At 74.6% G+C, this 22,319-nt stretch carries 10 protein-coding genes; 7 read left to right on the forward strand and 3 right to left on the reverse strand.

Annotated elements, in window-relative coordinates:
- The first annotated feature begins 185 nt into the window (after positions 1-185).
- Complete coding sequence (locus GA0074704_RS15300; RefSeq protein WP_088971135.1) at positions 186-2,141, forward strand: elongation factor G; 1,956 nt, start codon at positions 186-188, stop codon at positions 2,139-2,141.
- 195 nt (positions 2,142-2,336) lie between these two features.
- Complete coding sequence (locus GA0074704_RS15305) at positions 2,337-5,522, forward strand: penicillin acylase family protein (RefSeq protein ID WP_088971136.1); 3,186 nt, start codon at positions 2,337-2,339, stop codon at positions 5,520-5,522.
- Between the two features lie 118 nt (positions 5,523-5,640).
- Here GA0074704_RS15305 and GA0074704_RS15310 read toward each other — a convergent pair whose 3' ends face one another.
- The 3 genes from GA0074704_RS15310 to GA0074704_RS15320 all read right to left on the reverse strand — a co-directional run bounded on the left by GA0074704_RS15310 (position 5,641) and on the right by GA0074704_RS15320 (position 8,536).
- Complete coding sequence (locus tag GA0074704_RS15310; RefSeq protein WP_157743695.1) at positions 5,641-6,093, reverse strand: MerR family transcriptional regulator; 453 nt, start codon at positions 6,091-6,093, stop codon at positions 5,641-5,643.
- Positions 6,093-7,583 (reverse strand): SulP family inorganic anion transporter, encoded by a 1,491-nt coding sequence (locus tag GA0074704_RS15315; RefSeq protein ID WP_377471860.1) that lies wholly within the window; start codon positions 7,581-7,583, stop codon positions 6,093-6,095. The genes GA0074704_RS15310 and GA0074704_RS15315 overlap by 1 nt, the downstream gene beginning before the upstream one ends.
- A 173-nt stretch (positions 7,584-7,756) precedes the next feature.
- Positions 7,757-8,536 (reverse strand): thioesterase II family protein, encoded by a 780-nt coding sequence (locus GA0074704_RS15320; RefSeq protein WP_157743696.1) that lies wholly within the window; start codon positions 8,534-8,536, stop codon positions 7,757-7,759.
- Between the two features lie 414 nt (positions 8,537-8,950).
- Between GA0074704_RS15320 and GA0074704_RS15325 the strand changes: the two genes are divergently transcribed.
- The 5 genes from GA0074704_RS15325 (at position 8,951) to GA0074704_RS15345 (ending at position 22,317) form a co-directional block, all read left to right on the forward strand.
- Complete coding sequence (locus GA0074704_RS15325) at positions 8,951-9,688, forward strand: PAS domain-containing protein (RefSeq protein WP_088971139.1); 738 nt, start codon at positions 8,951-8,953, stop codon at positions 9,686-9,688.
- A 161-nt stretch (positions 9,689-9,849) separates the two neighbouring features.
- Entirely contained in the window at positions 9,850-10,569 is a 720-nt protein-coding gene (locus tag GA0074704_RS15330; RefSeq protein WP_197697534.1) for an aspartate/glutamate racemase family protein, read from the forward strand.
- A 29-nt stretch (positions 10,570-10,598) separates the two neighbouring features.
- The gene (locus tag GA0074704_RS15335; protein WP_088971140.1) at positions 10,599-13,271 is read left to right on the forward strand and encodes a non-ribosomal peptide synthetase; all 2,673 of its coding nucleotides are present in this window, start codon (positions 10,599-10,601) and stop codon (positions 13,269-13,271) included.
- Complete coding sequence (locus tag GA0074704_RS15340) at positions 13,252-20,991, forward strand: amino acid adenylation domain-containing protein (RefSeq protein ID WP_088971141.1); 7,740 nt, start codon at positions 13,252-13,254, stop codon at positions 20,989-20,991. Before GA0074704_RS15335 ends, GA0074704_RS15340 begins: the two co-directional genes overlap by 20 nt.
- The gene (locus GA0074704_RS15345; protein ID WP_088971142.1) at positions 20,992-22,317 is read left to right on the forward strand and encodes an MFS transporter; all 1,326 of its coding nucleotides are present in this window, start codon (positions 20,992-20,994) and stop codon (positions 22,315-22,317) included. It begins immediately after the preceding gene.
- Positions 22,318-22,319: the final 2 nt, after the last annotated feature.

Below are 22,319 nucleotides of genomic sequence, written 5' to 3' on the forward strand. Positions count from 1 at the left end.
CGTGGGGAGGGTACCCGCCGCGCCGCGGCCCGGGCCCTAATTCGGTGGCGGCGCCTCCGACGGGCGTGCCACCGTGGGACGGCCCACAGCCGTACCCACCAACGGGCGGCAACCACGACGAGGAGTGACGATGCGAGCAGATTCCACGCTCCGGACCCTTGACCGTCCCACCGTGGAGTTCTGCCTTGGCCTTGTTGAACCTCGGAATCGTCGCCCATGTTGACGCCGGAAAGACCAGCCTGACCGAACGGCTGCTCTACGAGGCCGGCGCCGTGGCCCAGTTGGGCAGCGTCGACGCCGGCACGACGCGTACCGACTCGATGGAGCTGGAACGCCGACGCGGTATCACCATCCGGGCCGCCGTCACGGCCATCACCATCGGTGGCCTGCGCGTCAACCTGGTGGACACCCCCGGGCACCCGGACTTCATCGCGGAGGTCGAGCGATCGCTCGCGGTGCTGGACGCGGCCGTGCTCGTGGTGTCGAGCGTGGAGGGCGTCCAGCCGCAGACCGTCGCCATCTGGCGGGCGCTGCGCCGCATCGGTGTGCCGACGGTGTTCTTCCTCAACAAGGTGGACCGTCGCGGCGCCGACGTCGACCGGGCCATGACCCAGCTGCGCCAGCGGCTTGGCGCCCATGCGGTCCTGCTCAGCGCCGTCACCGGACAGGGCGGCCCCGACGCCCGGGTGCGGGCCGTCGGTCTCGACGCCGAACCCGTGGTGGCGGCGGTGGCCGAGGTCGACGACACCGTGGCGGCGCGCTGGCTGACCGATCAGCCGGTACGCGCCCGCGACGTCCGGCGGGCGATCCGCAACGCGGTACGCCGGGCCGAACTCGTCCCGGTGGCGTGCGGGTCGGCGATCACCGGAGCCGGTGTGCCTCAGCTGCGTCACCTCCTCGCCGACCTGCTGCCGTACGCGCAGAAGCGGGACGGCCCGCTGGCCGGCACGGTCTTCGCCGTCGACCGGGACGGCCACGGCCGGCGGGCCTGGCTGCGGGTGTGGTCCGGCAGCCTGCGCGTACGGGACCGGGTGGCGCTCACCGGATCCCGCCCTGCGTCGGTGACCCAGATCGCCGTCGTCGAACCCGACGGCGTGCTCGTCCGGCCCTGCGTGACCGCCGGGCAGATCGCCGCGGTACGCGGGCTGTCGGCCCGGATCGGGCAGCACATCGGCGAGCCGCCGCGGCGGCACGGGTACCGGTTCCCGCCGCCGACCCGGCAGGCGATCGTCGAGCCCGTCGACCCCGACCAGCGGCTGGCGATGTTCGCCGGCCTGGCCGAGCTGGCCGACGAGGACCCGCTGGTGGACCTGCGGCTCGACGAGCAGCAGGCGGAGGCGGTGATCCGGCTGCACGGCGAGGTGCAGAAGGAGGTGCTGGCCGCCCTGATGGCGGACCGGTACGGCGTGCGGGTGCGGTTCTCCGGCACGCTCACGGCCTGCATCGAGCGGGTCGTCGGCAGCGGAACCGCCGAGGAGCGGGTGAAGGAGCGCGGCAACCCGTACCTCGCCGGATTGGGGTTACGGATCGACGCCGCCCCGGTCGGCAGCGGCATCGAGTTCCGCCCCGGCGTCGAACCCGGCCGGCTGCCGCCGGCGTTCGTCGCCGCCACCGAAGAGGGCGTACGGGCCGCGCTGCGGCACGGCCGGCACGGCTGGCCGGTCACCGACTGCGTGGTCACCATGACGGCTTCCCGGTACTGGCCCCGGCAGAGCAGGCCGCACCAGAAGTTCGACAAGTCGATCTCGACCGTGGCGGCGGACTTCCGCAACCTCGCCCCGGTCGTGGTCGCCGCGGCGCTGCGCGGCGCCGGCACCCGGGTGTGCCAGCCGATCGAGCGGTTCGACGTCAACCTTCCGCAGTCCACGGTGGAGACGGTGCTGGCGCTGCTGGGCCGGCTGGGCGCGGTCGTCCACGACACGGCCGTCGCCGGCGGGTACCTCGAGGTGAGCGGCACCCTGCCGTCGGCGCGGGTCCCGCAGGTCGTCGCCGCGCTGCCCGACCTCACCGGTGGCGAGGCGGTCCTGACCACCACCTTCGACCACTACGCGCCGGTCAACGCCGAGGCGCCGCCGACGTTGCCCCGACGCGGGCCCGACCCGGGCGACCGGGAGGCGTGGTTCCGGGCCGTACCGCGGTAGGCGGCCGGCGAAACGTCGGCATTGGCGGGTGGTGAACGACGGCTATCCCGGACGCCGGTCCTACGTCGATCATTGCCGGAGATTGATATGAGTCATTCTCACCTCCGGGTGGAACGCCCGGGCGCGGAGGGCGAGACGTCGGCACCGGCAGCCGGGCGTACCGAAGGCCCGACTCCGCGTCCCCGGAGGATCGCCATGCCCAGACCCGCTCTCCGCGCCCGGCTCGCGGCGGTCAGCGCCGCCGCCCTGACCGCCAGCGTCCTGACGGTCACCCCACCGTCACCGGCGCTGGCCGCCACCACGTTCGCCGCCAACGACTACTGCCTCGGCCAGTGCGCCGACATCCTGCCCCCGGGGGAGAACGGCAATGCCACCCTCGCCGGCATCCTGGCCCACCAGGCGCTCGGCACCCGCCCGGCGCACTCCAGCGACCAGCTCGACGAGTACGCGAACCTGGTCTACAACTACGCCGGGCTGACCGACGAGCAGATCGCCCACTTCTACAACGACTCCTCGTTCGGGGTGCCCGCCGCACAGGTGGAGAGCACCGTGTCGCCACGCGCCGACGTCACCATCGTGCGCGACCGGGCCACCGGCGTCCCGCACGTCACCGGCACCACCCGCGCCGGCACCATGTTCGGCGCCGGCTACGCCGGAGCCCAGGACCGGCTCTGGGTGATGGACCTGCTGCGACACGTCGGGCGCGGCAACGTCACCTCGTTCGCCGGAGGCGCCCCCGGCAACCGGGAACTGGAGCAGAGCGTCTGGGCCAACTCGCCCTACACCGAGGCGGACCTCCAGGCCCAGGTGGACGCGCTGCGCACCAAGGGCCCCCGCGGCCAGCAGCTCTACACCGACGTCGTCGACTACATCGCCGGCATCAACGCCTACATCGACAAGTCCATCGCCGACGACAACTACCCCGGCGAGTACGTCCTCGCCGGCGCCGGCAAGCCGAAGCACTTCACCATGACCGACCTGATCGCCACCGCCGGCGTGATCGGTGGGCTCTTCGGCGGGGGCGGCGGCAGCGAGATCCAGTCCGCGCTGGTCCGGGTGGCCGCCCGGGCGAAGTACGGCGCCACCGAGGGCGACCGGGTGTGGGCGGCGTTCCGCTCGCAGAACGACCCGGAGACCGTGCTCACCCTGCACGACGGGCAGAGCTTCCCGTACGGTGCGACACCGCCCGGCGCGACCAGCGCCGTGCTCCCCGACGCCGGCACCGTCACCGCCGAACCGCTCGCCTACGACGCCAGCGGCGGGGCCACCACCCTCACCGGCACCAGCACCGCCACCCAGGGGCTGCTGGGCGGCCTGACCAACCTGCGCGCCCACGGCATGTCCAACGCGGTGGTGGTCTCCGGACGGCACACCACCACCGGCAACCCGGTCGCCGTGTTCGGCCCACAGACCGGCTACTTCGCCCCGCAACTGCTCATGCTCCAGGAGTTGCAGGGGCCCGGGATCAGCGCGCGCGGCGCCGCGTTCGCCGGGCTGAACCTCTACGTGCTGCTCGGCCGCGGCCAGGACTACGCGTGGAGTGCCACGTCGGCCTCCCAGGACCTCACCGACACCTACGCGGTACCGCTGTGCACCACCGACGGCACCGCGCCGACGCTGCGCACCAACAGCTACCTCTACCACGGACAGTGCCTGGCCATGGAGGTCCTGGAGCAGCGCAACTCCTGGTCGCCGACGCTGGCCGACTCCACCCCGGCCGGCTCCTACACGCTGCGCGCCCTGCGCACGAAGTACGGGCTGGTCGCCTACCGGGGGCTGGTGAACGGGCAGCCGACCGCGTTCACCAGGCTGCGCTCCACCTACCGGCACGAGGCCGACTCCGCGATCGGCTTCCAGGCCTACAACGACCCGTCGGCGATGGGCAGCGCGGCGGCCTTCCAGGCGTCCGCCGCCAGCGTCGGCTACGCGTTCAACTGGTTCTACGTCAACTCGACCGAGGCGGCGTACTACAACTCCGGCGCGAATCCGGTCCGGTCGTCGGTCACCGACCCGAACCTGCCGGCGAAGGCCGAGCCGGCGTACGAGTGGGTCGGCTGGAACCCCGACACCAACGACGCCACCTACGCCCCGCCCTCGGCCCACCCGCAGTCGGTCAACCAGGACTACTACGTCAGCTGGAACAACAAGCAGGCGCGGGACTTCGGGGCGGCCGACGGCAACTTCAGCTTCGGCTCCGTACACCGGGGTCAGCTGCTCGACGGCCCGGTGCGCGCCGCGATCGCCCAGCGCAAACTCGGCCGCGCCGACGTCGTGAAGATCATGGCCGACGCGGCGGTGACCGACCTGCGCGGCCAGCAGGTCCTCGGCGACCTGCTGCGGGTGCTCGACAGCGCGCCGGTCACCGACCCGGCGCTGGCCGACGCGATCAGCAAGCTGCGCGCCTGGCAGCAGGCCGGCGCGCGACGGGTGGAGACGGCCCCCGGCTCCAAGGTCTACCAGCACGCCGACGCCATCCGGATCTTCGACGCCTGGTGGCCGCTGCTCGCCTCGGCGGAGTTCCGCACCGGCCTCGGCCCGGACCTGTACGCCGCGCTGGTCGACGCCATCGAGGTCAACGAGGCGCCGTCGGGCGGCCAGAACGGCGGGCGGGACGGCACGGTGAGCTGGACCGCGCAGGGCCAGGCCCACAAGGGCTCGTCGTTCCAGTACGGCTGGTGGGGCTACGTCGACAAGGACGTGCGCGCCGTGCTCGGCGACCCGGTGGCGGGCGGCCTCGGGCGGGCGTACTGCGGTGGCGGCGACCTCGGCGCGTGCCGGACGGCGCTGCTCGGCGCGCTCGGCCAGGCCGCCGCCGTGCCGGCCAGCACCGTCTACCCGGGCGACAAGTCCTGCGGCGCGGGCGACCAGTGGTGCGCCGACGCGATCGCCCAGTCCGGGCTGGGCGGCATCACCCACCCGCTGATCGCCTGGCAGAACCGTCCCACGTACCAGCAGGTCGTCTCGTTCCCGGCGCGCCGGGGCGACGACGTCACCAACCTGGCCCAGGGCCGCCCGGCCAGCGCGTCCAGCACCCAGTTCCTGACCAGCTACACGCCGAACAAGGCGGTCGACGGCAGCCTCGGCAGCCGGTGGGCCAGCAGCTACAACGACAACCAGTGGCTCCGGGTCGACCTCGGCGCCGCCCGCACCGTCAGCCGGGCGGTGCTGCGCTGGGAGTCCGCGTACGCCACCGCGTACCGGATCGAGGTTTCCGGCGACGGCAGCTCCTGGACGCCGGTGTTCGCCACCACCACCGGCAACGGCGGCGTCGACAACGTCACCTTCGCCCCGGTCGCCGCCCGCTACGTGCGGGTGTACGGGGTCAAGCGGGCCACCTCGTACGGGTTCTCCCTCTACGAGTACGAGCTCTACGGACGGTGACCTCCGCTGCGGGAGGGCCGGCGGGCGCCATCCGTCGGCCCTCCCGCGGTGAGCGGTGCCACACCCTGCCGGGTCGTCCGTTCCGCCCACGCCAGCCCGCCGGCGCGAACGGTGGTGCTCAGGTGGTCGGACCGCCGTGGCGGTCCAGTTCGTCGCGCAGCGTGCCGGCGAAGCCTTCGGCCATGGCGAGTTGGTCGCGCAGCGCGGTGACCCGGGTCGTGGCGGCGGTGTGGAACGCGCCGAGCCGGTCGAGCAGGGCGGCCCGGTCCGCCCCGGTGGCGGTGCCGAGCGCGTCGAGCACACCGAGCAGGTCGCGCATCTCGTCGAGGGTGAACCCGAGCGGCTTCATCCGCTTGACCACGGCGAGCCGGTCGAGGTCGGGGGCGGTGTAGAGCCGGAAGCCGCCCTCGCTGCGGGCGGAGGGCACGATGAGGCCGACCTCCTCGTAGTGCCGGATGGTGCGGATGCTGAGCCCGACCCGCTCGGCGGCCTCGCCGATCTGCATGAGACGTCCGGTGGCCGGGCCGGAGGCGTGCTGCTCCGGCCCGGTGCCGCGGCTGGTGGCGGCCATCAGTGGCCGACGCCGAGCTGGCCGGCGAGGGTGTCGTGGATGCGGGCGCTGGGCTTGTTCAGCTCGATGATCTCGACAGTTTTGCCGCGGGTGGCGTACTTGGTGGTGATCGCGTCGAGGGCGGCGACGGAGGAGGCGTCCCAGACGTGCGCGTGGGTCATGTCGATCACCACCGTGTCGGGGTCGCCCGCGTAGTCGAACTGGCCGACGAGGTCGTTGCTGGAGGCGAAGAACAGCTCACCGTGCACCGAGTAGATCCGGGTGCCGCCGTCGGGGTCGAGCACGCTGGTCACCTCCACCAGGTGGGCGACCCGCCGGGCGAAGATCACCATGGCGGTGAGCACGCCGACCACCACGCCGACGGCCAGGTTGTGGGTGGCCAGGGTGGTCGCCACGGTGGCGAGCATGACGACCGTCTCGCCGTACGGCATCCGCCTGAGCGTGGCGGGGGCGACGGAGTGCCAGTCGAACGTCGACACCGCGACGATGACCATCACGGCGACCAGGGCGGCCATCGGGATGACCGCGACGACGTCGCCGAGCGCGACCACCAGGATCAGCAGGAAGACGCCGGCGAGGAACGTGGAGAGCCGGGTACGGGCGCCGGACGCCTTCACGTTGATCATCGTCTGGCCGATCATGGCGCAGCCGCCCATGCCGCCGAAGAGGCCGGTGACGATGTTGGCGACACCCTGGCCCCACGACTCCCGGGTCTTGCTGGAGGGGGTGTCGGTGATGTCGTCCACCAGCTTGGCGGTCATCAGCGACTCCATCAGCCCGACCAGCGCGATGCCCAGTGCGTAGGGGGCGATCAGGGTGAGGGTGTCCAGCGTCCACGGAATCTGCGGCAGGCCGAGGGTGGGCAGGCTGTCCGGCAGGGCGCCCTCGTCGCCGACGGTCGGCACCGCCGCGTGCGTGGCGACCGTGATCAGGGTCAGCACCACGATGGCGACCAGCGGCGCGGGCACGGCACGGGTGAGTCGGGGCAGTCCGACCATGATCGCGAGGGCGACGGCGACGAGCGGGTACACCAGCCACGGCACGCCGAGCAGATGCGGCATCTGGGCGGCGAAGATCAGGATCGCCAGGGCGTTGACGAAGCCGACCATGACGCTGCGGGGGATGAAGCGCATCAGCTTCGCCACCCCGAGCGCGGCGAGCAGGACCTGGATCGCGCCGCCGAGGATCACCGCGGCGACCAGGTGGTCCAGTCCGTACTTCTTGGCGAGGGGTGCGACGACGAGCGCGACGGCGCCGGTCGCGGCGGAGATCATCGCCGGCCGGCCGCCGCAGATCGCGATGGTGACGGCCATGGTGAACGAGGCGAACAGGCCGACCCGGGGGTCGACGCCAGCCAGGATCGAGAAGGAGATCGCCTCCGGGATCAACGCAAGGGCGACGACCAGGCCGGCGAGAACCTCGGTGCGGAACACCTTCGGCGACAACCAGGACGGACGGGACAGGCGCGGCCGGACGGCCGCGGGAAGCATGGACATGTAACCATTTCCACTCGACGCGCGAAGGCGCGGAAGGGTTCGGCCGGGACGACGTACGGGCCCCGGACCGCTGATCAACGGACCGAACCCTACCCTTCCGTCAGGGGAGAGTTCGGGGCGACGTGGCGATGATCACCGGCCGGGCCGGACGCTCCCGGCCGTGGCGGTCAGTGCACCCGCACCGATCCGAGCAGGTCCAGCACCAGGTCACGGTGGTCCAGCACGGTGAAGTGCCCGCCCGGCAGCAGCTGGCGGGTGAACGGACCGCTGGTCCACTCCCGCCAGCCGGCCACCTCGTCCACCGGCACGCTGGCGTCGTCCACCCCGACCAGAGCCGTCACCGGGCAGCCGAGCAGCGGCTCCGGCGCCGGCCGGTAGCCCTCCACCGCGGCGACGTCGCTGCGCAGCGTCGGCAGGTACTCCCGCAGGAGATCGGGGTCGTCGCGGATCACGTCGGGAATGCCGCCGTAGCGGCGTTGCAGCTCGTCGGTGAACTCCGCGTCGGAGAGCCCGGACAGCCGGAGCCGGCGGGCCTCCACCCCGGGTGGGGGTGACGCGCCGACCAGCAGGTGCACCGGTGCCGGCAGGCCGCGGTCGGCCAACCGTCGCGCCACCTCGAAGGCGACCAGTGACCCGAGGCTGTTGCCGAGCAACGCGAAGGGTGTGCTCAGCAGCGGCGCCGCCGCCCGGAGGAAGTCCTCGGCGAGGTCGGCGACCCGGTCGAGGCGGGGCTCGTCCCACCGGCTCTCGCGGCCGGGCGCCCGGACCGGGCAGACCTGGACCGGTGTCCGGCGCCCGCCGGTGACCCAGGGGCGGAACGCGGCCGCACCGCCGCCGGCGTGCGCGAAGCAGAACAGCCGCAGCGCGGGCGGCTGCCCGCCGGCGTCGAGCCACGGCAGCACGCGTGCCGGTGCCCCGGCGGCGGATGGATCGCCGAACTCGCGCAACGCTCGTACCTTTCGTCGCGGGTCACGGCCGGGTCCGGCCCTGAGCGCAACCTCCAGGACAAGACCGTGACACAGGCCGGGCCGGCCCTCAACCGCGCCATCCGGGCCGCACCAACCGGGCCGCACCATCCGGCTACGGTGGCCTGCAAGATTTGCCATGCCCGCCGAGGAGATCGACCACCTTGACGGCATCATCGGACCGGTTGTAACTTCGGCCCGTATCGAAAAAGGGTCCGGCGCTGATCACCTGTGCCTGAATAGAATTGTTTACCGAGCGCCGGCGTGACCCCGTGAACGGTCCTTCCATTCACCGGTACGGGCCCTTTCCGGGGCTGTTCTGTTGCCGCTAATCGTCGTGCATCTGATTCACTGGCCTGGCGTGCCGCACAATCGACACGGGAGAGCTGTCACCACATGTACACCGCGAATTCATTGGTAGAACTGCCCTTCGTCCCGTATCCCCAGCAGCTGCCCCGGAACCAGCGCGCCGTCACGCCGGTGACGCCGGCCGCGGAGATCAGCGGCGAAGAGTACGGGGACGTGGTGCTCTCCCTGTTCGAGAAGTCCGGCATCGGGTTGGCGGTCCTCGACCCGGCGCTGCGCGTACGGGCCTCGAACCAGGTGTTCAGCGAACAGTGCGGGCGGCCCCGAGAGGCCATCCGGAACCAGAGCTTCCTGGCCTTCCTGCACCTCAGCGTGCGACAGAACCTGCTGCGCCAGTTCGAGCGGCTGGTCCAGGGCCGGCCCACCCGGGCCGCCTGCCACTCGCTCGCCGCGCGTTTCGAGGGAACGGACGTCACCGGGCAACTGGCCGCCTTTCCGGTGGACGACGCCACCGGCAGGATCCGCATGATCGTGGTGCAGTTCGCCCCGGAGCGGGTCGACGAAACCGTGCCCGTGGTGCGGGAGCAGCGGAAGCTGACCGCCCTCACCGCCCGGATCCTGGAGGGCGTGGCGGCGGGCGACCCGACCGTGCGGCTGGCGGCGAAACTCTTCCTGAGCCGCCAAGGAATCGAATACCACGTGAGCATTCTGCTGCGCCAGTTCAAGGTGCCGAACCGTACGGCACTCGCCGCGAAGGCGTACTCGATGGGGGTGTTCAGCATCGGCTGCTGGCCGCCCAAGGTGCTGCCCGAGTACATCCGATCCTGACCCCGCCCGAATTGCCTTCCGTCGCTGGCCCACGTCCGGAGTATCGATGCCCGGCGCGGGCCTCGCGAGCCCGCTGGTCGCCCACTGAAAGAACCCTTAGTGCCGCGGCGGCCGGGGCTCAACTAGAAATTGCCTTAGCCCGACGCGGCTTTACTGGGCGCATGACGGCTACCGGTTACGACGGCGCCCTGGGTGTGCTCGGCGGGATGGGCCCGTCGGCGTCGGCCGGCTTCCTCCAGACCGTGTACGAGTCGGCGGCCGAGCGCTCCGGCCCCTTCGCCGAGCAGGTCCTTCCCCGCTGCCTGCTCGACTCGGACCCGGCCTTCCCCGACCGGACCGAGGTGATCCGCGCCGGCGGGGAGACCGAGTTCGTGGCGCGGCTCGCGCGCCGGCTGGCCGGTCTGGAACACCTCGGTGCCACCCGGATCGTGGTCGCCTGCGTGACCGCCCACCACTTCCTCGACCGGCTCGAACCGGACCGGCGCGCCCGGGTGATCTCGCTGGTCGACGTGATCCTCGACGACCTGGAGACCGTCGGCGCCGGGGAACGCCTGCTGCTGGTCGCGACCCACGGCACCCGCGACGCCCGCGTCCTGGAGCGCAGCGCCCGCTGGCCCGCCGTGGCCCACCGGGTCGTGCTGCCCGGGCCTCGGGTGCAGGAGACCCTGCACCAGCTGCTCTACCGGCTCAAGTGGGAACCCGTCACCGACGAGATCACCGACCGCTTCCTGCGGATCGCGGCCGAGCACGGCTGCCAGGGGTTGATCGCCGGGTGCACGGAGGTCCACCTGCTGACCCGCCGGCTGCGCGGCGGCGGGCTGCGGATCGTCGACCCCCTGCTCACCATCGCCACACAACTGAAGTCCCTGCTCGCCGAATGACGGGGACGACGGAACGAAGGAGTGCCCGGGTGAATGCGGACGAAGCGCTGCGGTACTGGCGGGAGCGGCTCGCCGGGGTCACCCAGCCGACGCGGCTGGGCGTCGAGCGTCCCGCCGCCTCCGGTGCAGGCGAGCGCGGCCGGGCCCGGCTGCCGTGGCCGGCGGGGCGGGTGTCCGAGCTGGAGCGCGCCGCCGCGACGGCCGGCCGGCGACCCGAACACCTCGTCCTGGCCGCCGTCGGGCTGCTGATCGCCGCCCACGCCGGCGAGCAGGACGTGGTGCACGGCGTGCTCCCCGACGGATCCGGCGGCGAGCCGTGGCCGATGCGGGTACGGGTGGACCCGCTGCGGCCCCTCGCCGAACACCTCGACGACGTCCGGGACGGCTGCGCGGCCGGCGCCGCACACGCCGGACCGACCCCGGCCGAGCTGGCCGCCTGCGCCGGCCTCGCCGACGGCGTAGCCCTCTTCGGCACCGTCGTGCGGGTCACCCGCGCAGCGCCCGTCACCACCGGGTCCGCGTACGACATCGAGCTGACCGTCGCGCTCGGCCCGGAACCCGGGTTGCACCTCGACCACGCCCACGGCCTGCTCGCCGGCGTCGACGCCGACCGGCTGCTCACCCACCTCGACCGGATCGTGTCCAGGCTGGTCGCCGCCGCCGACACCGACCCGGTGGGCGACCTCGGCCCGCTGTCGGACGCCGAACTCGCCCAACTCCTCGGAGAGTGGAACGACACCGCGCGCGACCTCGGCGAGCCGCGCTGCCTGCACGAGCTCTTCGAACTCCAGGCCGCCCGCACCCCGGACGCGCTCGCCGTCGTCCAGGGCGCGGACCGGCTCAGCTACGCCGAACTCGACGCCGCCGCCGATCGGCTGGCCGCCCGGCTCGCCGCGGCGGGCGTCGGTCGCGGCGACACGGTGGCGCTCTACCTGCGCCGCACCGTCCGGATGGTGGTCGCCCTGCTCGGCGTCCTGAAGGCCGGCGCCGCGTACGCGCCGGTCGACCCGGCGCTGCCCGCCGAGCGGGTACGCGAACTGGTGGGGACGCTCGCCGCGCCGGTGGTGCTCAGCGACCCGGACGCCGTACCGGAGGTGCTGCGGCGCTGCGCGGGACTGCCCGCGCTGCGGGCGGCGCTCTGGCTGGGCGGCGACGGCCGGCCACCGGCGGCCGGGACGACGGACGGGGTGGTGGTCGACGACGCGCTCGCCGCGCCTGCGGCGGGTGCGCCCCGGCCCGACCGCGCCCACCCCGACGACCCGGCGTACACGATCTTCACCTCCGGCTCCACCGGCCGGCCCAAGGGAGTGGCGGTGGCGCACGCGCCGGCGGTGAACCTGATCCGCTGGGTCAACGAGACGTACCGGGTGGGCCCGGCCGACCAGGTGCTCTGCACCGCCTCGCTCAGCTTCGACCTGTCGGTCTACGACATCTTCGGGCTGCTCGCCGCGGGCGGCAGCGTCCGGGTGGCCGCGACCGAGGAACTGCGCGACCCGCAGCGGCTGCTGGCCGTCCTGGACGACGAGCCGGTCACCTTCTGGGACTCCGCCCCGGCCGCCTTGCAGCAGCTGGAACCGTTCTTCGCCCTGCGCGAGCCGCCCGCCGAGCACTCGCTGCGCCTGGTCTTCCTCAGCGGCGACTGGGTGCCGCTGACCCTGCCGGACGCCGCCCGCACCGCCTTCGCCGACCCGGAGGTGGTGGCGCTCGGCGGCGCCACCGAGGCGGCGATCTGGTCCAACCACTTCCCGGTGACCAAGGTCGACCCGGACTGGCCGAGCATTCCGTACGGCCGCCCGATCACCAACGCCCGCTACCACGTGCTCGACGCCGGGCTGCGGCCCGCGCCGGTCGGCGCCCCCGGTGACCTCTACATCGGCGGCGGCTGCCTGGCCACCGGCTACCACGCCGACCCGCGGCTGACCGCCGCCAAGTTCGTCCCCGACCCGTACGGCCACACGCCCGGCGGGCGGTTGTACCGCACCGGCGACCGCGCCCGGTTCTGGCCCGACGGGGTGATCGAGTTCCTCGGCCGGCAGGACGACCAGGTCAAGATCCGGGGCTTCCGCGTCGAGCTGGGCGAGGTCGAGGTGAACCTGGCGGCCCTGCCCGGGGTGGGCTCCGCCGTCGCCGCCGTGCACGGCACCGCCCCCAACCTGCACCTGGTCGCGTACGCGGTGCCGAGCGCCGGGGCCACGCTGGACCCGGCCGGGTTGCGTGCCGGCCTGGCCGACCGGCTGCCGCCGTACATGGTGCCGGCGCAGATCGTCGCGCTGGACGCGTTGCCCGTCACCGCCAACGGCAAGCTGGACCGGGCCGCCCTGCCGGCCCCCGACTTCGCCGACGCCGGCGGCGCGACGTACGTCGCGCCGCGTACCCCGGTGGAGGAGGTGGTGGCCGAGCTGTGGGCGGAGGTGCTCGGGGTCGACCGGGTCGGCGCCGAGGACGGCTTCTTCGACCTGGGCGGCCACTCGATGCTGATCCCGCAGGTGCTGGCCCGGCTCAGCAGCGACCTCCAGGTCACCGTGCCGCCGGTGACGGTGCTCAACCATCCCACCCTTGCCGGCTTCGCCGCCGTGGTCGAACGGGCCCTGCTCGACCAGATCGAGGCCGCCGAGGCTGCGCAGTCGGCGCAGGCGGCGGATACGGCGCAGGCGGCCGGGACCGGCGGGAAGGAGTCCCAGGGTGCCGGCCACCGACGCTGACAAGCTGCGCGACCTGCTCGGCCGCCGGCTCGCCGCGGCCCGCCGCGACCGGGGGTCCCGGACCGCCATCGAACGCTCCACCGGCCCCGGTCCGGTCGCCCCGCCCCAGGAGCGGATGCTCTTCCTCGACGAGTTGGAACCGGGCGGCTCCGCCTACCACCTGATCCTCACCTTCCGGCTGGAGGGACCGGTCGACGCCGGGGCGCTGGAGCGGGCGCTGCGCGGCATCGAGGAACGCCACGAGGTGCTGCGCAGCCGGTACGAGCGGCGCGACGGCGCCGAGACGCTGGTGCCGGACGAACCGTCCTTCACGCTGCGTCGCGCCGACCTGACCGACGACCCGGACGCCGTGGCGGCGTTCCAGACCGCGGAACTCGGCCGCCCCTTCGACCTGCGCGCCGGCCCGGTGTGGCGCGGGGTGCTGGCCCGTACCGACGACACGCTGCACCACCTGGTGCTCACCGCCCACCACATCGCCATCGACGGCTGGTCGATGGACATCCTGCGTCACGAGCTGGCCCACGGGTACGCCGCCGAACTCGGCCGGGGCACCCGGCCCGCCGCGCCCGCCGTCCGCTACGTCGACTACGCGGCGTGGGAACGCCGGCGCCTCGACACCGGCGACCACGACGAGCAGCTCGCCTACTGGCGGCAGCGGCTGGCCGACCTGCCGCCCGCCCTCGAGCTGCCCACCGACCGCCGCCCGCCGCAGCGGCGCACCCGCCCCGGCGGCCTGGTGTCCGGCCTCGTCGACGCCGAGCTGGCCGCCGCCGTCCGCGCGCTGGCCCGCGACGCGGGGGCCACCCCGTTCATGGTGCTGGCCGCCTGCCTGCAGACCCTGCTGCACCGATACTCCGGCCGGTCGGACTTTCTCGTCGGCGTCCCGGTGGCGGGCCGGACCGAGCCGAGCCTCAAACCACTGATCGGCCTGTTCGTCAACACCGTCGTGCTGCGCGCCGACTGCCGTCCCGGACTGTCCTTCCGGGACCTGCTCGACCGGACCCGCGGCGACGCCGTGGCCGCGTTCGCCCACCAGGGCGTGCCCTTCGAACGCGTGGTGACGTCCCTGCCGCCGTCCCGGGCGGTCGCCGGCACGCCGTTGTTCGAGGTGATGCTGGTCTGGAACGGCGCCGACCAGGGCACCTGGGCGCTCGGCGACGCCAAGGCGGTCTACCTGCCCTGCCCGGCCACCGGTACCGCCAAGTTCGACCTGAGCCTCCAGGTCACCGAGGCGGGCGACGCCTACGAGCTGCTGCTGGAGTACGACCGCGAGCTGTGGGACGAGGCGAGCGCCGCCCGGATGCTGGGTCACCTCGTCACCCTCACCCGGGCCGCGGTCGCCGAGCCCGACCGGGAACTGGGCCGGCTGCCGCTGCTCGACGCCGCGGAGCGTGACCTGGCCGACCGGCACGCGCGGGGGCCCGTGCGCGCGTACCCGGGGCCGGTCGACCTGGCGGCCATGGTGGCCGAGCGGGCCGCCCGCGACGGCGACGCGGTCGCGCTGGTGTGCGACGGCGCCGAGCTGACCCACCGGGACCTCGACCGGCGGGCCAACCGCCTCGCCCACCACCTGCGGGCGCTGGGCGTGCGGCCCGACCAGCCGGTGGCGGTGCTGCTGGAACGCTCCTTCGACCTGGTGGTAGCGATCCTGGGGATCGTCCGCTCCGGCGGCGCCTACCTTCCCCTGGACCCGGAGCACCCGGCCGGGCGGTCCGCGGGCGTCCTGCGCGACGCCGGGGTACGCGTCGTCGTCACCCACACCGCCCTGGCCGGCGCGGCCGAGGCCGGCGGCTGCACCCCGGTACGCCTCGACGCCGACGCCACCGCCATCGCCGCCCACCCCGACACCTGGACCCTGCCGCCGGCCCTGCCCGACCAGCTGGCGTACGTCTTCTACACCTCCGGCTCCACCGGCCGCCCCAAGGGCGTGATGGTCAGCCACCGGGCCGCGCACAACCAGATCCGCTGGCAGGTCGACCGGTTCGGCATCGGCCCCGGCGAGACCGTCCTGCTCAAGACGAACGTCACCTTCGACGACTCGGTGGTCGAGGTGTTCGCCGCCCTGGCCGGCGGCGCCCGGCTGGTGATCGCCGAGCCCGGCGGCCACCGCGACCCGGAGTACCTGCGCGCGCTGCTGGCCGCCGAGCGGGTGGGCTATGTCCGGTTCGTGCCCACCATGCTGGCCGCGCTGCTGGAACACGGCGGCGACGTGCCGGTGCCCGCGCTGCGGGTGGTCAAGAGCGCGGGGGAGGCGCTCCCGCCCGAGCTGGCCGCCCGCTGCCTCGCGGCGCTCGACGCGGAGCTCTACAACGCGTACGGTCCGACGGAGGCGGCGGTGAACGTCACCGTCGCGCGCTGCCGGCCGGGGGAGCCGATGGTGACGATCGGCACCCCGATCGAGAACGTCCGCTGTCACGTGCTCGACGACGCGCTGGCGCCGCAACCCGTCGGGGTGCCCGGCATGCTCCACCTGGGCGGTGTGCAGCTCGCCCGCGGCTACCACGGCCGTCCCGCGCTGACCGCCGAGCAGTTCGTGCCGGACCCGTTCGGACCGCCCGGCGGGCGGCTGTACCGCACCGGTGACCTGGTGCGCCGGCTGCCCGACGGCCGGCTCGACTACCTGGGCCGGGCCGACCGGCAGGTCAAGGTCCGCGGCATGCGCATCGAGCTGGGCGAGATCGAGTCCGTCCTCGCCGAGCACCCCACGGTCGGGCAGGCGGTGGTCGCCGCCCGCGACGACCGGCCCGGCGGGGCACGGCTGGTCGCGTACCTGCTGCCCAGCGCCGCCGGCACCCCCGACCCGGGGCAGCTGCGCGGCTGGCTCGCCGACCGGCTGCCCGAGTACATGGTCCCGGCCGCGTTCACCGTGCTGGCCGCCTTCCCGCTGCTGCCCAGCGGCAAGGTGGACCGCAGGAGCCTGCCGGACCCGGAGCCCGACGCCGCCCCGGTGCAGGCGTACGAGCCGCCGCGCGGCGACCTGGAACGGGCCGTCGCCGAGGTCTGGGCCGGCACCCTGGGCGTCGAGCGGATCGGCCGCGACGACAGCTTCTTCACCCACGGCGGGCACTCCCTGCTCGCCATGGAGACGCTGCTCGCCCTCCGGGAACGCCTGCGCCGGCCGGTGCCGCTGCGGCTGGTCTTCGAGGCGCCCACCCTCGCCGCGTTCGCCGCCCGCGTCGCCGAGTTGCCCGCCACGGCACCGGACCTCCCACCGGTGGAGCCGGTACGCGCCCGCGTCGACGGCGTCGCGGACGTCTCGGCGGCCGAGGCGCGGATCTGGTTCGCCGACCAGCTGGAGCCGGGCGACCCGGCGTACAACCTGCCGGTGGTCTGCCGGCTGCGCGGCGACGTCGACGTGCCGGCGCTGCTCGCGGCGCTGCGCGCCCTGCCCGACGCGCACGAGGCGCTGCGTACCCGCTTCCCGTCGGTCGACGGGCGGCCGGTGCGCGTCGTCGCCGTTGGGGTCGACCTGCCGCTGCGCGTGGTCGACCTACGCGGCCTCGACCCGGCCGGACGCGACCGCGCGCTGGCGGCGGCGCTCGCCGAGGAGGCCGGCGCCCGCTTCGACCTGGACACCGGACCGCTGGTGCGCGCCGCCGTGCTGCCGCTCGGCGACGGCGAGCTGGTGCTGGCGCTCACCCTGCACCACATCGTCGCCGACGGCTGGTCGATCCAGCCGCTCCTGGCCGACCTGGGCACCGGCTACGCGGCGGCGCGGGCCGGCCGGCCCGTGGAGCTGCCCGGCCGGCTCGGCGCCGGCGACTACGCCAGTTGGCGCAACCGGCCCCTCGCCGACGAGGCGCGGGCGGCGGAACTGGCGCACTGGCGGGAGCGCCTGGCGGGCCTGCCCGACGCGCCGGAACTGCCCACCGACGGCCCGCGCGACGGCTCCGCGGGAGCCGCCGTGCCGTTCACCGTCCCGACCGCGACCGCCGACCGGGTACGGGAGCTGGCCCGGGCCGAGGGCTGCACCCCGTTCATGGTGCTGCTGGCCGGGTACGCCGCCGTGCTCGCCCGGCACTGCGCCACCGACGAGGTGGTGCTGACCATGCCCGTCGCCGACCGGGGCCGGCCCGACCTCGACGGCATCGTCGGCCTGCTGCTGGACACCGCCGTCCTGCGGCTGCCGGTCCGCGCCGACGACGGCTTCCGGAGGCTGCTGCGTACCGCCCGCACGGCGGTGCTCGACGCCCAGGAACACCGGCTGCTCCCGTTCGACCAGGTCGTCGACGCGCTCGGGCTCGACGGCCGGGCGCTGGCCCGGTACGCCGTGTCGATGGACCCGCTGCGGGCCGGCGCCGCCCCGTTCGCCGACGGCGTCACCCTGGAGCCGGAACCGTTCGACCTGCGGCACTCCAAGGCCGACCTGAACGTGCTCTTCGCCGACGGCGAGCAGGGCCTCGGCGGCGGCGTCGTGCACCGCACCCCGCTGTTCGGCGGCGACCGGGTCCGGCGGCTGACCGGGCACCTGCTCACCCTGCTCGACGCGGCGACCCGCGCTCCGGACGCCCCGCTGGCCGGGATCGGCCTGCTCACCCCCGCCGAGCGGGCCGAGCTGGCCGCCGGCGGCGCGCCGCCGGCCGCCGCCCCCGCCCCGGCCTGCCTGCACACGCTGGTCCTCGACCAGATCGCCCGCACCCCGCACGCGGTGGCCCTGGTGACCGACGAGGGGGAGTGGACCTACCACCGGCTCGGTGAGCGGGCGGCACGCCTGGCCCGGCACCTGACCGCCCAGGGCGTACGGCCGGGCACGCTGGTCGGCCTCTGCCTGGGCCGGGGAGCGCAGCAGCCGGTCGCCGTGCTGGCCGTGCTGCTGGCCGGCGCCGCGTACGTCGCGCTGGACCCCGCCCACCCGCCGGCCCGGCTGCGTGGCGTGCTGGCCGACAGCGGCGCCGTCGCCGTCGTCACCGACCGGCCCTGGGCGGCGGCGTGCGCGGGCAGCGGCCTGCCCACCGTGGTGCTCGCCGACGACGAGGCCACCATCGCCGGGCAGCATCCCGACGTCCCCGACACCGCCGCGACGGTCGACCCGGCCGCCGTGGCGTACCTGGTCTACACCTCCGGCTCCACCGGGCGGCCCAAGGGCGTCCGCACCCCGCACGCCGCCGCGGCGGCCTACCTCCGCGACTACCTGGGCGGCTTCGGCCTCGGCGTCGGCGACACCGTCCTCCAGCTCGCCGGGCTGGCCTTCGACGCCTGCGTCCGCGACCTGCTCGGGCCGCTGACCACCGGTGCCCGGGTGGTCCTGCTCGACGACGAGCGGGCCGCCGACCCGCAGGCCGTGGTCGCCGCCGTCGACCGGCACGGGGTCACCGCGGTGCTGAGCGTGGTGCCCACCCTGCTGCGGGCGCTGCTGACCGTGGCCGAGCAACGCCGCCCGGCGCCGGGCGGCCGGCTGCGCCTGCTGCTCACCGCCGGCGAGGCCCTGGACCGGGCCGACTGCGCCCGCGCCGGGACCGCGTTCGCCGGGCGGCCGACGGTGGTCAACCAGTACGGGCCGACCGAGGCCACGATGACCACCACCAGCGCGCCGGTGGACGCGGCGCCCGGCGAGCGCGGTCCCGCCCCGCTCGGGGTGCCCGTGGCCGGGGCCCGGGTGTGGATCGTCGACCGGCACGGCGACCTGGCCCCGGCGGGCGTGCCCGGCGAGGTGTGGATCGGTGGCGGGCGGCTCGCCGACGGCTACCACGGCCAGCCGGCGCTGACCGCGGCGAGCTTCGTACCCGATCCGTTCTCCGGCGTTCCGGGGGCCCGGGCGTACCGCACCGGCGACCTGGCCCGCCGCGCGGCCGACGGCACCCTGACCTTCCTCGGCCGGGGCGACGACCAGGTCAAGATCCGCGGCCACCGGGTGGAACCGGCCGGCGTCGAGAGCGTGCTGCGCACCCTGCCCGGCGTCGAGGAGGCGGCGGTCGTGCCGGTGCGCGGCGACTCGGGCGTCGTCCGGCTGGTCGGCTGCGTCGCACCGGCCACCCTGGACGCCGACGCGATCCGCGCCGGGCTGCGCGGCCTGCTCCCCGAATACCAGGTGCCCGCCGTCATCCGGGTGCTGCCCGCGCTGCCGCGCACCCCCAACAACAAGGTGGACCGCCGGCTGCTGGCCGCGCTCGACGAGCCGGTACGGCGTTCGGCGCCACCCCGCACCCCCACCGAGGCCGTGGTGGCCGACGTGTTCACCGAGGTGCTCGGCGACGAGCGGGTCGGCTCGTCGGAGGTGGGCCGCGACGACGACTTCTTCGCCCGCGGCGGCCACTCGCTGCTCGCCGCCCGGCTCGCCGCCCGCCTGCACCGGGCCACCGGCCACCAGGTGCCGCTGCGCGAGGTCCTCGACCTGCGGACGGTGGCCGCGCTGGCCGGCTGGCTGGACCGGGCGGGACCGGTGCGGCCCGACGTCCGGCCCGACGGTCCGGCAACCCCCGACGCCACCGCGGCGGACCGGCCCACCCCCGGGCAGGAGTCGATCTGGCGGCACTGCCGGCGGGAGCCGGACACCGCCGCGTACAACGTGGGTTTCACCGCCCGGGTCGTCGGCGAGGTGGACGAGGTCGCCCTCGCCCGGGCCCTGGACGCGCTGGCCGACCGGCACCCGGCGTTGCGCACCCGGTTCCCGGACACCGGAGCGGGACCGGGCGTGGTGGTGGCGCCCCGGGTGCTGCTCCCGCTGAACCGGCACGACGTGTCGGGGGAACCCGATCCGGGGCAGGAGGCGCTGCGGCGGGCCACCGCCGAGCTGCGGGCCCCGTTCGACCTGGAACGCGGGCCGCTGGCCCGCGCCGTGCTGATCCGCTGCGGCCCGCGGGAGCACCTGCTCGGCCTGACCGTGCACCACATCGTCGCCGACGGCTGGACCCTCTCGGTGCTCCAACGCGACCTGGCCGCGCTGCACGACGAGTTCGCCGCAGGCCGGCTGCCCGAGCTGCCGCCGGTGCCCGGCTTCGCCGGCTACGCCGCCGCGCAGCTGGCCCGGCTGGACACCCCGCGCTCCGCGGCCGACGCGACCTACTGGCGGGACCGGCTGCGCGACGTGCCGACGGTGCTGCCGCTGCCCACCGACCGGCCCCGGCCACCGCGCTGGTCACTGGCCGGGTCGGTGGAGCCGTTCACCGTCGACCCGGCCGTGGCCGCCGGGGTACGCCGGCTCGCCGACGAGACCGGCGCCACCGGATTCGTGGTGCTGCTGGCCGCGTTCCAACGCTGGCTGCACCGGCTGTCCGCCGCGGAGCGGTTCCTGGTCGCGGTGCCGGTGGCGAACCGGCCCGACCCGGAGTCCGAGCGGGTCGCCGGGCCGTTCGCGAACATCGTGCCGGTCCCCGCCGACCTGCGCGGAGCGCCGACCTTCCGGGAACTGGTCGGGCGGGTCCGGGAGACCTTCCTCGAGGTGTGGGAACACCGTGAGCTGCCGTACGAGCAGCTGGTCACCGCGTACGCCGACGCGGCCGGCGACCGGCCGCCGCTGTGCCAGGCGATGTTCGCCGTGCAGAACCTGCCGCCGGCCGGGCCGGGCCCGAGCGGGCTCACCGCCACCCCGCTGCTGCTCGACCGCGGCACCTGCCGCTACGAGCTGCACATGCGCTGCCACGAGACGCCCGACGGGCTCGCCGGCTGGCTGGAGTACAGCACCGCGCTGTTCGACCGGCCGGCGGTGCTCCAGCGGCTGCGTGGCTTCCGCACGCTGCTGGCCGAGGCGGTCACCGCCCCCGACGATCCCGGAGCCTGCTGAGTGCGCGTCTTCAACCTGATCTGGGCCGGCCAGGCGACCTCGCTCATCGGCTCGGCGATGACCGCCTTCGGCGTCGGGGTGTGGATCTTCGCCCGGACCGGGTCGCCCACGGCGTTCGCCACGCTGATCCTGGCGGCCTCGCTGCCCGGCCTGCTCGCCCTGCCGGTCGCCGGCGTGGTGGTCGACCGCTTCGACCGGCGGCGGGTGATGCTGCTGAGCGACCTGGGCACCGCGACGGGGCCGCTGGTGCTGCTGATCCTGCACACCGCCGGCGCGCTGCAGCTGTGGCACCTGTACGTGATGGCCGCCGTCAGCTCGGTGTTCAAGGCGTTCCAGTGGCCGGCCTTCTCCAGCCTCGTCCCGCAGCTGGTGGCCAAGGACAAGCTCAGCCAGGCCAACGGCCGGGTGGGCATGGCCGAGGCCGTCGGCATGGTCTTCGGTGACCTGCTCGGCGGAGCGCTGTACGCGGTGCTCGGCCTGCGCGGCCTGCTCCTGGTCGACCTGGTCACCTTCGCCGTGGCGGCGACCACCATGCTGCTGTCGTACCGGCTGCGGCCGGCGATCCCGCCGGTCCGCGTCGAGGGCGCCCCGCGCCTCCCGATGCGCTCCGAGATGACCCAGGGCTGGCACTTCATCCGGCAGCGCCGCGGCCTGCTCGGCCTGCTGCTCTTCTTCGCCGGCTACAACCTGATGATGGAGATGGCGCTGGTCCTGCTCGCGCCGTTGGTGCTCAGCTCGCACCCGCCGTCGGCGCTCGGCGTCATCAACGCCGTCGGCGCGGTCGGCATGATCGCCGTCAGTGGCGTGCTGAGCTTCACCCGGCAGCCGCGCCGCCTGGTCCGCGCCCTCCTGCTGGTCGCCGTCCTGCACAGCTGCCTGCTGCTGGGCATCGGCGCCAGCCACGGCACCCCGTGGCTGCTGGCCGTCGGCATGTTCGGCGTCCTGGGTGGCTACGCCGTGACCAACGCCGTCACCCCGACCATCTGGCAGCGCAAGACCCCGACGGAGGTGCAGGGCCGGGTCTTCGCCATCCGGCGACTGCTCGCCTGGTCGTCCGGCCCGATCGCGTTCGCCGCCGCCGGACCGCTGACCGAGTACGTCGGCACGCCGCTGGCCGACGGGCCGCTGGCCGGCTCGGTCGGGCGGCTCACCGGGTCGGGCACCGGCGGCGGGATCGCCATGGTGTTCTTGCTCTGCGGGGTGCTGCTGCTCGGCGTGGTGGCCGTCACCTGCCTGCCCCGGGCGGTACGGCGGCTGGAGCAGGACCTGCCGGACGCCGAGGTGGCGCAGGAGCCGACACCCGTGGGCGCGGCGGCGCCGTCCTGACC

It is taken from the genome of Micromonospora siamensis (assembly GCF_900090305.1).
Lineage (GTDB): Bacteria > Actinomycetota > Actinomycetes > Mycobacteriales > Micromonosporaceae > Micromonospora > Micromonospora siamensis.